General features: G+C 47.9%; 9 protein-coding genes and 4 pseudogenes. 9 read left to right on the plus strand and 4 right to left on the minus strand.

Annotation, left to right across the window (positions count from 1 at the left end; translation table 11 throughout):
• Positions 1 to 10 precede the first annotated feature (10 nt).
• The 4 genes and pseudogenes from BACSA_RS17570 to BACSA_RS17585 all read left to right on the plus strand — a co-directional run.
• Positions 11 to 2,647 carry a MutS N-terminal domain-containing protein gene (locus BACSA_RS17570; RefSeq protein ID WP_013619370.1) on the plus strand — a complete coding sequence of 879 codons (2,637 nt, stop codon included), beginning with the start codon at positions 11 to 13 and terminating at the stop codon, positions 2,645 to 2,647.
• Between the two features lie 31 nt (positions 2,648 to 2,678).
• Positions 2,679 to 4,148 (plus strand): glucosaminidase domain-containing protein, encoded by a 1,470-nt coding sequence (locus BACSA_RS17575; RefSeq protein WP_013619371.1) that lies wholly within the window; start codon positions 2,679 to 2,681, stop codon positions 4,146 to 4,148.
• A gap of 50 nt (positions 4,149 to 4,198) precedes the next feature.
• Complete coding sequence (locus BACSA_RS17580) at positions 4,199 to 4,816, plus strand: hypothetical protein (protein WP_013619372.1); 618 nt, start codon at positions 4,199 to 4,201, stop codon at positions 4,814 to 4,816.
• A 2-nt stretch (positions 4,817 to 4,818) separates the two neighbouring features.
• Positions 4,819 to 5,889 (plus strand): annotated as a pseudogene (locus BACSA_RS17585) (ArdC family protein); the annotation flags it as partial.
• Positions 5,890 to 6,229: 340 nt separating this feature from the next.
• Here BACSA_RS17585 and BACSA_RS20895 read toward each other — a convergent pair.
• Positions 6,230 to 6,476: pseudogene (locus tag BACSA_RS20895) on the minus strand (hypothetical protein); the annotation flags it as partial.
• Between the two features lie 73 nt (positions 6,477 to 6,549).
• Here BACSA_RS20895 and BACSA_RS17590 point away from each other — a divergent pair.
• The 3 genes and pseudogenes from BACSA_RS17590 to BACSA_RS17600 form a co-directional block, all read left to right on the plus strand.
• Positions 6,550 to 7,515 (plus strand): hypothetical protein, encoded by a 966-nt coding sequence (locus BACSA_RS17590; RefSeq protein ID WP_144005240.1) that lies wholly within the window; start codon positions 6,550 to 6,552, stop codon positions 7,513 to 7,515.
• On the plus strand, positions 7,512 to 8,270 hold the full coding sequence (locus BACSA_RS17595; protein ID WP_013619375.1) for a hypothetical protein: 759 nt from the start codon (positions 7,512 to 7,514) through the stop codon (positions 8,268 to 8,270). The genes BACSA_RS17590 and BACSA_RS17595 overlap by 4 nt, the downstream gene beginning before the upstream one ends.
• 213 nt (positions 8,271 to 8,483) lie before the next feature.
• A pseudogene (locus tag BACSA_RS17600) lies at positions 8,484 to 8,942 on the plus strand (zincin-like metallopeptidase domain-containing protein); the annotation flags it as partial.
• Between the two features lie 251 nt (positions 8,943 to 9,193).
• Here BACSA_RS17600 and BACSA_RS17605 read toward each other — a convergent pair.
• From BACSA_RS17605 to dnaN, 3 genes and pseudogenes are all read right to left on the minus strand, one after another.
• A pseudogene (locus tag BACSA_RS17605) lies at positions 9,194 to 9,376 on the minus strand (hypothetical protein); the annotation flags it as partial.
• Positions 9,377 to 9,403: 27 nt separating this feature from the next.
• Positions 9,404 to 9,982 (minus strand): hypothetical protein, encoded by a 579-nt coding sequence (locus BACSA_RS17610; RefSeq protein WP_013619378.1) that lies wholly within the window; start codon positions 9,980 to 9,982, stop codon positions 9,404 to 9,406.
• 77 nt (positions 9,983 to 10,059) lie between these two features.
• Entirely contained in the window at positions 10,060 to 11,181 is a 1,122-nt protein-coding gene (dnaN, locus tag BACSA_RS17615) for a DNA polymerase III subunit beta (protein WP_013619379.1), read from the minus strand.
• 408 nt (positions 11,182 to 11,589) lie between these two features.
• Between dnaN and BACSA_RS20340 the strand changes: the two genes are divergently transcribed.
• The gene (locus tag BACSA_RS20340) at positions 11,590 to 11,763 is read left to right on the plus strand and encodes a hypothetical protein (RefSeq protein ID WP_013619380.1); all 174 of its coding nucleotides are present in this window, start codon (positions 11,590 to 11,592) and stop codon (positions 11,761 to 11,763) included.
• A 25-nt stretch (positions 11,764 to 11,788) separates the two neighbouring features.
• Positions 11,789 to 12,652 (plus strand): phosphoribosyltransferase family protein, encoded by an 864-nt coding sequence (locus tag BACSA_RS18990; protein ID WP_013619381.1) that lies wholly within the window; start codon positions 11,789 to 11,791, stop codon positions 12,650 to 12,652.
• Positions 12,653 to 12,718: the final 66 nt, after the last annotated feature.

Here is a 12,718-nt window from a genome sequence, read left to right on the forward strand (position 1 = left end):
TCTGAAAAAAATGAGCAAGAATAAAAGTCCTCAAGAGAAAGCCGCAGTGGAAAGGGAAAAGGAACTGCTGTCAGGCGCATTAAACGGAGCGGCAAGCAGCGGCGGCTACTGGCTGAACGCTTCGGGCAGGACGGCTCCCATGTTTTACCCGAAAGGCCCTGAAGTTAGTCCGTTCAACGCTCTCATACTCGCTATGCACACCGACCGTGGAGGTTACAAGACCGCCCGTTATTTCTCGTTCAACGAGGCCAAGAAATACGGACAAGCGGTGCTGCAAGGTGAAAAAGGTGTGCCCTTCCATTGGTACAAATGGGAGAAGTATGTTAACCGCAACGACCCGAACGACACGATGTCGAGGGAGGATTACCTCCGGATGGACAAGGAAGAGCGGAAACAATACAAAGGAGTGCGCAACCGGGAGATACGCATCCTGTTCAACGTGGACCAGACCACGCTACCCGATTCCAATCCCGAAACCTACCGTGCCCTGCTGGAGAGCTATGGCGGCATCAACGACCGGGGCAACCTCAAGGCGGAAGAGCGGCAGTTGCGGAACGCCGTCAACCATTTCGTGGCGCAGGTCAAGGAAAACCTCGTACCTATCCGCAAGGACAGCACAGGCATACCCCGTTACGACACCGCCAAGGATGCCGTCTATATGCCAGACCAAAAGCATTTTGCCTCTTACCCCGACTATGTGCAGGAATTGGTGCGCCAAGTGGCAAGTGCCACCGGGCATCAGCAACGTCTTGCCCGTGAAGGCATGGTGATGCAAGGCGGCAAGGCACCTTCGGAAGATGCCGTGAAATATGAACGACTGGTGGCTGAACTCGCCGCTGGCGTGAAGATGACGGAGTTCGGTCTGCCGGCCAAGATGTCAGCGGAGAACCTGCCTTTGGTGGAATACTGGACGAAGGAACTGCACGAGAACCCCATATTGCTGGAAGCCATCGAAACGGACATGAACAATGCCGTGGAGGTGATGCGCAAGGCGGAGCGTGGCGAGAAGATAGAATACGCGGCCTTGCGGGATCACAAACGCACCACCGAACTGCGCGAGAAACAGAAGCCGCAAGTAGATTCAAGGGAGAGCGCCATCCTGCTCGACATCATCCGTAAGGGAGGCATGGGCGTGGACAGCCGCAATTTCGCCTCTCCCGCCGAGAAACAGGGCTTCATGGAAAAGTTTAGTCTGGGCTTTTATGACAAAAAGGTGGAAGAAGCATTGTCGAGGGTACATGACGAAGACCCCGAAGTGGTGGAAATCGCCTTTACCGAAGCCGCCAATTACGGCACCAAGATGGCGGAGTCCTGCAAGGAGTACATTCCTGCCGAGTGGAATACCAAGGGCAGCTATGCGGTGTCTGACAGCTTGGAAGGGATACCCGACCGCTCCACCAAGGAGATGGTCATCGTGCGCGACAAGCAGACGGGCCTCGTGGATGTCGTGCTGCCTGGCGGGGCGTTGGAAGGTGGCCATGTGGTCTTGCCCGACGGTGACAAACGTCCGTACAGCCTGACACCGGACGAGGTGATGAGTGCCCAAGAACGGTCGGAACGCGGGGCAAAGGCGGTGACGAACAACCTGCCCGGCTTCTCCAAGCCACGCATCGAGAGTGCCTTGCGGGCGCAAGGCGCTGCATTCGTCCGTTTCTTTAACAAGGACGGCTTACTGGGTTTCCGTCCCGATGACAGCTACTTTGAGGGCAAGGAGGTAACTACGGCCAAATTAGAGGGCAAGGAACTGCGGACACTTTCGCACATCGACGTGTCCGAGGCGGTGAAAAACGCGACCACCGTGCAGTTCGACCGCATACAGATGCTGCGTGACGATGACGGGCGGTGGGCGTTGTACCTTAAACCACAGGGAGAGGCGTCATTCAGCGTCTATCCCGACAAGGAGGATGTCAACCGTTTCTTCACCACCATCAAGCAAGGGCAACAGGAAGCGTCCGCAGAAGTCCGCCGCAGCTTGGCCAATAAATACTACGCCTTGGCGCAGAATAAGCCGGAACTGAAAACGGACTTGTTCGCTGGTCACATCGAGAATGCCGACCTGTCAAGGATTAAAAGAGTGAATATTTTCCGCACCAAGGACGAGCGCATCCTCTGCGCCCCGGTCATTGACGGCGTGGAGAAGGTCCAGCCGAGGCTGGTGACGCCCCAACAGTGGCAACGGATGTGGGCGGCGGAGGATATGGCCGAATACAAAACTAATCTGGCAGGCATGCTCTTTGCCGATGTGTTGCAACAGGCAAACGCGCAAATCCAGTCACAGGAATCCAAACAAGGAGAACAAACCAACATGGCATCTGAGGCCACCGCCAAAGGACACTCTTTCACCCCGTCCATGCAGGAACAGTTCGGCCAACTTAAATCCAAACACCCCGATGCTTTGCTGCTGTTCCGGACCGGCGACAACTATGTGGCCTACAAGGAGGATGCACAGACCGCCTCACGGATATTGGAACTTGATGTGGAACAGGGAGATAAGGCGGATACCATTTCATTCCCCTTCATGGATTTGGACACCCATCTTCCCAAACTTATCCGTGCAGGACAACGGGTAGCAATTTGTGACCAATTGGAAGAATCCAAGCAAACGGTAAGCCATGAGAATGAGGCACGTGTGGGGCGTGGGAGATAACAGGGATTATTGACAATCAAAAGATTCAAATATGGGTAAAAGCAAGAACGAAATATATGCGGAGCAATACGCCAAATGTGCGATGGAGCAGATGCGCCGCTACGGAATACCGGCCTCCGTGACACTGGCGCAGGGCATATTGGAAAGCAGCAACGGCGAAAGCACTTTGGCAAAGAAAGAGAACAACCATTTCGGCATCAAGGCCACGCAAAGCTGGTTGGACGGTGGCGGCAGGTATGGCTTGTATACAGATGACAAACCCAATGAGAAGTTTTGCAGCTATGACAGCGTGGCCGATTCCTACGAACACCATTCCCGTTTCCTGGTAGAGAACAAACGGTATGCCGGATGTTTCAAGTTGCAAGCCGATGACTACAAGGGCTGGGCGAAAGGGTTGGAACAGGCGGGATATGCCACGGGAGGCAACTACGCTGCCTCTCTCATTGGCATCATCGAGCGGAACGGGCTTGACAAGTACGACCGCATGGTAATGGAAGAGATGCAAGCACAAGGCCGGACACCTGGCGAGGACATGGAAAGCCACCTTACCGAAGAGGGCAAAGGTTATGCCTTTCCATTGGAACGTTTGGAGTTTCTGTTGGTGACTGCGCCGTTCGGCGGACAACGCAGCATCACCCTGCAAACAGACCATGAAGCCGTTTTGGCCACGGAAGACAATGGCAAGGTGGTGTCGGTGGACAGCGGTAAATCACTGACGGTAGAGTATGCACGGACAGACGGCACCACCTATCAGGTCAGCTACCAAGACTTGGCAAACACGAATGCCAAAGTGGGCGATACGGTAAACGCCGGACAGCAGGTAGGCGTGTCGGGGGACAACCTTCAATTCGGTGTGGTGCAAATCTCCACGGACGGCAGCAGGCGTAATATCGATCCTGCAGCATACTTGGCCGATGTCGCCCAAAAGGGGAACATCAACCTGCAACTGATGTATGAAGGCAAGGACTTGATGGAAAAATACAAGGCTGCTGATGGTGCGGCCGTCAACACAACCCTGTCACCGGAAGAATGGATGAAAAAGTTGCTTTCCTCGGAGGACAGCGGTGCACGTCTTGGCTACGGCACTGATCCCGTAGTGGAGATGGCCATTACGATGTTCACTTCGCTCATGGCATTGGCCATGCAGATTGACAACAAGGATGAACAGATGAAAGTGGCCACCGAAGCGGCCTTGGGCAAGCGCATCGACCTTTCGGCATTGCTGGCCGCCTGCAAGGAATGCGTGTTGGAGATACAGGACGGCGGCCGCCCCATCTTGCATATGGACAATGGCAACGGAATCTTCTCGCACGAACTGACCGCATCGGAGATGAACCGCCTTTCCCTTGTCCTTTCCGATACGGGTACCACGGCAGAGCAGAAACGCATCCAAGTGGCGGCGATAGTGAACAGCATTGCCCTTTCCGGCCAAGTGGCACGGAACTATGAGCAGGGAATGGAACAACACAATGGTCAAGGCGAGAACCTGCAAATCAGATAAAAGACAGAATAGCGAAATAACGAATACATCACCAATAAAGGATAACAATTATGATCAAATGCAATGTGACAATCAACGGCACGGTCAGCCGGGCGGCGACGGTGCGGACCAACAGCGAGGGACAATCGTTTATCTGCTTTACCGTCAAGGCAACCATTCCCGCCAAGTCGGGTGCGGGCAAGCAAGTGGAAATCTCCGTATCAATGGACGGAGAAGAAACAGATACCACCTCGTATGCCGTGGGTGCAAGGGTGGAAATGCAGGGTACGCTTACTTTCCGTAAGCGTAGCGACAACCTATACTTGAATTTCCATGCCGAAGCAGTGGATTTTGCCCCTGTATCCGACAAGGACAGCATAACGGGCGACATTGAATTTCGCGGCACCATCGGCAAGCAGGTGGAGGAAAAGACCGACAAGAAAGGCGGCAAGTATCTTGTATTCTCGGCTTTCAGCACCGAGAAAGACGAAGAAGCCTTCGCTTTCACTTGGGTGCGTTTCATCCGTTTCTCTGCAGAGCGGGGGACTTTCCTTGCACCTAAGACGGGTATAACAGCCAAGGGCAAGCTAGAATTGTCAGCCTACCTTGACAAGCTCAACATCGCTTGCCGGGTGGAAGAGTTGGCTGAATGGGTAAAAAAGGATAATAACTATCAAACCCAGGTATAAACATGTCAAAGAGGAATGATTATCACAGGGATGGCCCGTCAGCCGAAGATCGGGCGTTGGAGCGTTTCACGGAACTGATGATAGAGAAGATCTCCACCCTGCAAAAGGACTGGTCGAAGCCTTGGTTTACGGCTGGCATGATGAAATGGCCGAAGAACCTTTCGGGCAGGGAGTACAACGGGATGAACGCTCTGATGTTGGCATTGGAATGTGAGAAAAGGGGGTATGAGCTTCCCGTGTTCTGCACCTTCGATGCGGCCTTGTCGCTCAATTACAGCAAGAAGAAGGACGGCTCGCGGCAGCCTTTGCTGGATGAAAACGGAGAGAAGCTGTCGTTGGTGTCCGTGCAGAAAGGCGAGAGATCCTTCCCGGTTTTTATCACCACCTTTACCGTGGTGGACAAGGAAACGAAAGAGAAAATCAAGTATGAGGACTATAAAAGGCTGTCCGATGAAGAAAAACAGCGATATTCGGTTTATCCGAAGATGAACGTATATAACGTGTTCAATGTGGACCAGACCAACCTCCGCGAGGCTCGTCCCGAACTGTACGAGAAGATTCGGTCTGCCAATGAACTGAAACCGCCCGTAAAATTGGACGGCGAGTCATTCTCCTTCGCCCCGTTGGACGAGATGGTGGACAAAGGACTGTGGGTATGTCCTATCCGCCCCATGCATCAGGACAGGGCGTATTACAGCATCAGCAAGGACGAAATTGTCATTCCTGAAAAGGCGCAGTTCGTGAACGGGGAATCCTATTACGGCACCATGCTGCATGAGATGACCCATAGTTCCGGACATGAGAGCCGGTTGAACCGCTTGAAACCCGCTGCATTCGGGTCGGAGGAATACGCAAGGGAGGAATTGGTGGCCGAGCTGGGTAGTGCGCTGTTGGCTTCACGTTATGGTATGGCAAAGCAGGTAAAAGAGGAGTCGGCGGCTTACCTGAAGTCGTGGCTGGGCAGCCTAAAAGAGTCGCCGGAGTTCCTGAGAACGACCTTGTTCGATGTAAAAAGGGCGACCTCGATGATTTCGCAGCAGATTGAGGCCGTACAGGAGCGCATCGAAGCCAAGCCGGACATCATGGATGTGGACGGCGACGGGAACACACAAGAAGTGGCTCATGAGGAACGAGAGCTTGTGGGTACGGTGGCGGAGGAATATGTGCCATACCGCCGGGGACGCTAAGATAACTACACTATTTATTATATAAATACCCGTTGGCGGAATTATAACCAATATGCACTTTATCTGTCGGTCCATTGTACGGCTTTGCGGGCGGATATCTCCTCTTTTGTCCAGAGATATCTCCGTCCTTGTCCGAAGATATCTCTGTCTTGGCCCGAAGATATCTCCGCCCGTGGGTTTCATGCCCCAATTAATTCCGCCAACAGGTTTATATAAATGGTATTATATAATGGTGAAATACAGCACCGTATTTCAAAATCTTGCCGCTGAATATCTCTTCACGGGAAGATGTTCTCTTTGTCATTCGATTTTTAACTTATAGAGAATGGCATTGCGGACTTCAATCAGACTGCTTTTCGATATAAAACCGCGTTAACTACAGAAAGATGGAGATGCATTTCATGTTTTATTGTATCTTTGCAGCTATAATGTTTATGAGTTTTTTTTAAGTAAGAATGAGTTTGGTAGTTCATAATATAATGAATAATTATATTTGCACGTTGTTTGACAATATTTTATCGATATATAAGTTTTGATTACTTCATTATGAATAACATTATTATACCTCAAAGGTTTCGCTTGATGTGCAATAATCTTTATGAAAACTATGATTGTATTGTAAAGTATGATACCGATATAGAAAATAAACATTTTATAGGAAATAAGGAAAATCGATCTTGCCGGTTCTGTAACCGAAACCAAAGAGAAACAAAATTCCGTAAAGAGGCTCATGCAATATCAAATTTAATTGGAAACAATCGTTTATTCTCTTATTACGAATGCGATGAATGTAATGGAGTTCTTTTTACTCAATTTGAAAGCCACTTTTCTAATTATATGAGATTAAGACATTGTGTATCTCAAATACATGGGAAAAATGGGATTCCTTCCTACAAAAATAGGGTTGAAGACTTTTCTCGAATTGATATAAAAGATATGATTTCTGTTGCACAAAAAGAAGATGAAGATGCAATCGTAAATTTTGATAGGGAACGTCACATTATTCATTTTTCAGGGAAACGTACTTATAAACCATCTATGGTTTATAAGTGCCTGCTCAAAATGGCTTTAACAATTATTCCAGAAGAAGAATTGCCAAATGTCCAAAATGCAATGGATTATTTAATGGGACGGAAAAAATATATGTGTAAACTGCCTGTTTTATATAGGCAATATGGGGGAATACATCCTTTTGGCAAACCCATATGCTTTTTATATAAACGAAAAGAAAAGCGAATAAAAGAGAATGTCCCGCAATATCTATTTATGATAGCATATGGAAACTTTGTTTTTCAGCTATATATACCATTTTGCGATAACGATAAATTCTTACAAGGAAAGGATTGTAACTTTATTTTTATCCCTACGCCTGAAGATATAACACAAATACCAATTAAAGAATTACTTGACTTATCCTCAGATGACAGAGTTGAAAAAGAAGAATATGGTATTGATTTTTCTTTTGGGAGTTATGAGGAAAAAGATTTAACAATTAACATAAATGACAAATGAAACTTATATCAAAACAAGAATACGATGAACTCATGAAGTTTATGCAACCTAAACTGAGGAGTTTATGGAATCACGAAAATAATGAAAGAAAAAAACAAGGTAAAGAACCTCTTAATGTATTTCAATTTGGCTTTTCAATCATGGATATTGATCATTACTACATAGATGATAACTATGATTTTTATTTGGTTTTTAACAGTACCTTTTTGAACTTGATTTATTCTAAAATTCAGAAAGCAATGGAAAAATTTCCAGAGAAATTTGGCACAGGAAACGCAAATGATGTTATTGATGCAATTTATGCTATAAGTGCATTTGACAAACTCGGAGATAAAGATGAATATGTGAGGTTCCTAATAGATCATCCTTGTTGTTATATTGTTTACCGTAAGAATAACGAATTTGAAGAGGATATTTTAAGAATAGATATACTTCGCCTAATTAAAAAGAATAAGGAAGATCCAACAAAGTCTGATTTTATAGGAGGCTTAATGCATACATTAAAACACTTTTCTATTGATGATAAAAATTTGTCAACAGGAACATATGTGCATAATGTGTTTGATATACATTATATAGTGTATTTAATAGCAATGGCGTTTAGGTTAAAAACAGGGGAACGTTGTACATATAAAGCAATACAAGAACTTTCAAATGCCATAATGCTTGCTTCATTTTATAAAGAAGAAGTGTCCGGAATATATTTTTTGAATAGTTACTACAAGAAACAATCTATTGTTAAAGAAGCGAAGTAAGTCTATACTCATTTGTTTTAAAAATAGATAATAGAGATATTTCAAGTTATTCGCACTAAAATTTCTCTATTGCTTGAAACATCAAAAGACTGTCCGTTGAAACCCAGACGTAAAAGCCAGCATAAGACCTCCGTCTTAGTCATGGTAAAGAGAAGCTTTTTAGACATTTCTTCCGGAAAGAAACTGAATACCCTTAAAGCTGTGAAACTGACTTTCTTGTTCGCCCCGTTTGATGAGATGGTGGATAAAGGGCTGTGGGTATGCCCCATCCGTCCCATGCACCAAGACCGGGCGTATTACAGCATCAGCCAAGACGAGATTGTCATTCCTGAAAAGGCGCAGTTTGTGGACGGGGAATCCTATTACGGCACCATGCTGCATGAGATGACCCACAGCTCCGGGCATGAGAGCCGGTTGAACCGTTTGAAACCCGCCGTTTTCGGGTCGGAGGAATATGCAAGGGAGGAATTGGTGGCCGAGCTGGGCAGTGCGCTGTTGGCTTCACGCTATGGCATGGCGAAGCAGGTAAAAGAGGAATCGGCGGCTTACTTGAAGTCGTGGCTGGGCAGCCTAAAAGAGTCACCGGAGTTCCTGAAAACGACCTTGTTCGATGTAAAAAGGGCGACTTCGATGATTTCGCAGCAGATTGATGCCGTACAGGAGCGCATCGAGGCCAAGCCGGACATCATGGATGTGGACGGCGACGGGAACACGCTGGAGGTGGCGCATGAGGACAGGGAACTGGTGGGTGCAGCGTCGGATGACTATGTGCCATACCGCCGGGGACGGTAGAACAGGTTAGTTGATAGGGAAACGTGCCAATGTTTGGCATGAACAATTAATGAGGAGCAGCCAGCCGTGGAAACCAAAATTCCACGGCTGACTGTTCAATGGCTATAATATGCCAAACCTCTCTACAATTACAACGGTGATAATTCCGTGGGAAATACCTCCACTTCCGAATAGTTGGAAGCGATTAAAATGATGCTGTCCTCTTCAATCTCTTCTGGAGCGGAGATAACCTTATACTCTCCATCTGATAAACCTCCATCCGGGTCATGCCAGTAAACAGCGGCACCATACTTGATAAAATCGAATTTGTCCATATTTACTCCTTCTTAATTAATTTCTGTTTAGACCACTCGGTAATGATGCAGGTAACAATATCCCTCGTTGTCGCCTGTATGCCACTGCTCATTGAGGGCTTCCACGTCTGCTTCCGACTCGATGTTGCACCCGCTTATTTCTGCTATCCATTGCAGGGCTTCTTCTATGCGGTTAAAATACTCCACTATGAATTCGCCGTCGGGAACATTCATGTCCGCGATGTAACGCTCCTTGAAATAACGCCCATCGCCATCATTTGTCAGGTATTCCGCCATCATCGGCTCTTCCGAACGGTAGTAGTAGGTCAGTGACGGAAATACCTTGCAGATGAAGTCATATGTTTCGATGCAGGGATCCCATGCGGTTTCGGTTTCTATGCGCAAGGTATTCCCATGACACTTCAAGGAATACCATGTGCCACGGCAATAGGTTTCTTTCCATTGGCCGCCCAAGGCTTCGACAAGGCAACCCAGCCAGTTTGAGCCAAAGTCATTTGCTACCAATGGAGTTTTGCGCCTTTCCAACTTTTTCATCGTTTGGTAAAGGGTCTTGATTTCTTGCTTGTCACCCTCGAATACGAGGGCTGTGTTACACCAATTAGGCATGATTGTAAATGATTTTAGTTATACATTATGTTTGGATGGGGTACAGGGCGTTAGGAACACCCTATACCTTTTGTCGTTCACTCAGGCAACATCATCGGCATCAGCAGAGCCAAGTGTTCCGACTGCACATCGCCTGAAACGGGTTCGATGATGGCGGCACGGCAGGCTTCGCTCATGCGGAAACGCACTTCGGCTGTATCCATGTTCTCCAGTATCATCTTGAGGTTCTCTGCGTGGAAAGCGATACGGACTTCATCGCCTTGGTAAGTACAGAACACGGTTTCTTCGGCCGATGTAGCATTGTCAAAATCATGCCCTGTGAGGAGCAAGGCCATGCCCGAAAAGGACAACACAAGCTGGCGGCTCGTCCTTTCCGCGAATACGCCTACGCGACGGATGGCAGACAACAGGGCTTGGCGGTCGATGGTAGCTTCCTTGTTGCTGTTGGTGGGAACAATGGCATTGTAGTTGGGGTATGTTCCCTCTATCAGCCGTGTGCTGAAACTGTCCGTGTCGGTCTTGAACACAATGTTCCGCCCGTTGTATTCCACTTCCACGCTACCCTCCTTTTTATGCAACAACAACTTGACAATCTTTGCTGCCTTAGCCGACAAGACGAAACGGCAATCGTCCGCATTTCCTGCCAAGGGATAGGTGTTGCGCACCAACTTATGCCCATCGGATGCGGCACACTCCAACTTACCATCGGAAATAGTGTAGTTTATCCCTGTCATCACGGGGCGCAAGGCATCGTAAGAAACGGCAAAGAGCGATTGGTCAATGGAATTGCACAATGTGGCTGCGTCCATATCGAAACGAATATCACACTCGTTTTGCATCATGGGATATTCATCGCTGCCAAACCCTGCCATGCCGTAATGCCCGTTCAAATAGTGGATGGTCACACTTTTGTCCTTATCGTCAATGGTAAAGGTAATCGGTTGTTCGGGCAGGTTCCTCACAGCGTCCAACAAGGTGGATGCCGTGATGCACACTTTGCCTGCTCCCTCCTGTCCTGTGATATCCAGCGAGCCGTGCCATACACATTCCAGGTCGGAGGCGGTCACTTCCAGCGGTGCGTCCTCTTTCACTTCCAGCAAGAACGTGGAAAGGATGGGCAGTGCCGGTTTGTTGTTCATTACTTTGGCCATTGTAGCCAGTTTGTTTGCCATTGCGGTTGATGATACTGTAAATTTCATAATGAGAATGTTTTTGTTTCCCCTGCTTTCGGGCTGTTTGTCCTTGCCCAGAGGAAGTTATTTTTCGGTGCAGGATGAGCCGTCCGCCTATGACGCAAACTTTTTGGCAGGAATACGCTTTGGACAAAGGAGAAAGGAAGATTCCTGTCATCGGGAACAACCGCTTAGTCCGGCCTTTGTCCCAAAAGTTTTCGGCATCAACAGCGGGCGACTGAACTTCGCACCCGAAAATACGCCCGGCGGCAAGGGTATGGCGCGAGTGGTAAAAAGTCTGTATAATCGGATGACTGTCTGTATATAAAAGGATGGCAAAGTGGAAGTGTTGATTTGACATTTTCTTGAAAACCCGTTCCACAAAATATCGGTTTTATTATTATTGCAGTCATTTATGCAGGCAAATAAGAGTATATGGAACGGTTTATCATCATAGTGTTGCTCATTCTGATACTGTCACTTACATGGTATTGGAGAAGAAAGCTGGGTGAAGCCTATTGTGCCGCCGCCCAATATGAGCCTACTTTGGAACTGCGCAGGGAGTTCGGCCGCAAGGCTGTGTTGGCGGGCAATCAGGAAGCGAGGTAGATTTTCCCCATCACCGTTGCGAGGTTTGCTGCCGACCATCAGCCACCCCAAAGTGTTCAAAAGGAAGAAAATCCCATGTGTATTCACGGACTATTACTTCCAGTCAAGGTACAACCCATACCTAAGCGAAGCACAAAAACAGTTCTGCCAATCCATTTTGGATTTCAAGGACGGCAAGCATGATGGCATCCGTTTCCTTGTGGCCGGAATAGAGAGATTGAAACCCCAACCAGGTACCATTGTCATGTTCATGCCGTGCAGTACACAGCGCAAATATTGGAGGCGGTTCAAAACGATGGTGGACTATGTACATGACGAATATCCGGAACTTGTGTGCGGCATATCGTATGTCCGTTACACGGGCGACAGGGAGAGTTTGCACCTGCAAAAGGACAGAGGAAATGCTACATTGGAGAAAAATTATTTCTTCAAAGAGGACTTGGCGGGCAAGGAGGTATTAGTGGTGGATGACATCCTTACAACAGGGAATAGCCTGCAAGATTTCAGAAAGGAAGTGGAAGCGGACGGTGGCAAGGTGGTAGGTGCCATTTTTGCCGCCGAGACATTCAAAATGCCCAATGCTTTCTGGTGTTATTTGGAAGCGTTAGGCTGGTCGGAAGATGATGCGGGGAAATATGAATCCAAGCCCGAAGATACCGTTGTGGATTATCCATACCAACGTCGTAAATGGGGTGTCTATGATGAAGAACCGGAAGACATTGATTGGATGCCCGACAGGACGATTATTCATGGGAACAGCATGATAAACTTGTGGTATGGCAAAAGAAAAGGGAAGAATGTAGTGGTAAAAAAGGAAATCTTGCCGTTGGATCCTGAGAGCGATGAACCTTGCAGCGACAACTTGTCTGAATTTGACTTGCGGATATAAGACTGGCCGGCTTTCACAAGCCAGCCAACCCCTAAGAATCCTTGGTTCAAACCAATGAAATAAGTT

Origin of the sequence: Phocaeicola salanitronis DSM 18170 (genome assembly GCF_000190575.1) — a bacterium.
GTDB lineage: Bacteria > Bacteroidota > Bacteroidia > Bacteroidales > Bacteroidaceae > Phocaeicola > Phocaeicola salanitronis.

Bases quoted from the DNA above. Each gene is read 5' to 3' on its own strand.
- BACSA_RS17570 (WP_013619370.1), top strand. From the start codon at position 11: ATGAGCAAGAATAAAAGTCCTCAAGAGAAAGCCGCAGTGGAAAGGGAA.
- BACSA_RS17575 (WP_013619371.1), top strand. From the start codon at position 2,679: ATGGGTAAAAGCAAGAACGAAATATATGCGGAGCAATACGCCAAATGT.
- BACSA_RS17580 (WP_013619372.1), top strand. From the start codon at position 4,199: ATGATCAAATGCAATGTGACAATCAACGGCACGGTCAGCCGGGCGGCG.
- BACSA_RS17590 (WP_144005240.1), top strand. From the start codon at position 6,550: ATGAATAACATTATTATACCTCAAAGGTTTCGCTTGATGTGCAATAAT.
- BACSA_RS17595 (WP_013619375.1), top strand. From the start codon at position 7,512: ATGAAACTTATATCAAAACAAGAATACGATGAACTCATGAAGTTTATG.
- BACSA_RS17610 (WP_013619378.1), bottom strand. From the start codon at position 9,982: ATGCCTAATTGGTGTAACACAGCCCTCGTATTCGAGGGTGACAAGCAA.
- dnaN (WP_013619379.1), bottom strand. From the start codon at position 11,181: ATGAAATTTACAGTATCATCAACCGCAATGGCAAACAAACTGGCTACA.
- BACSA_RS20340 (WP_013619380.1), top strand. From the start codon at position 11,590: ATGGAACGGTTTATCATCATAGTGTTGCTCATTCTGATACTGTCACTT.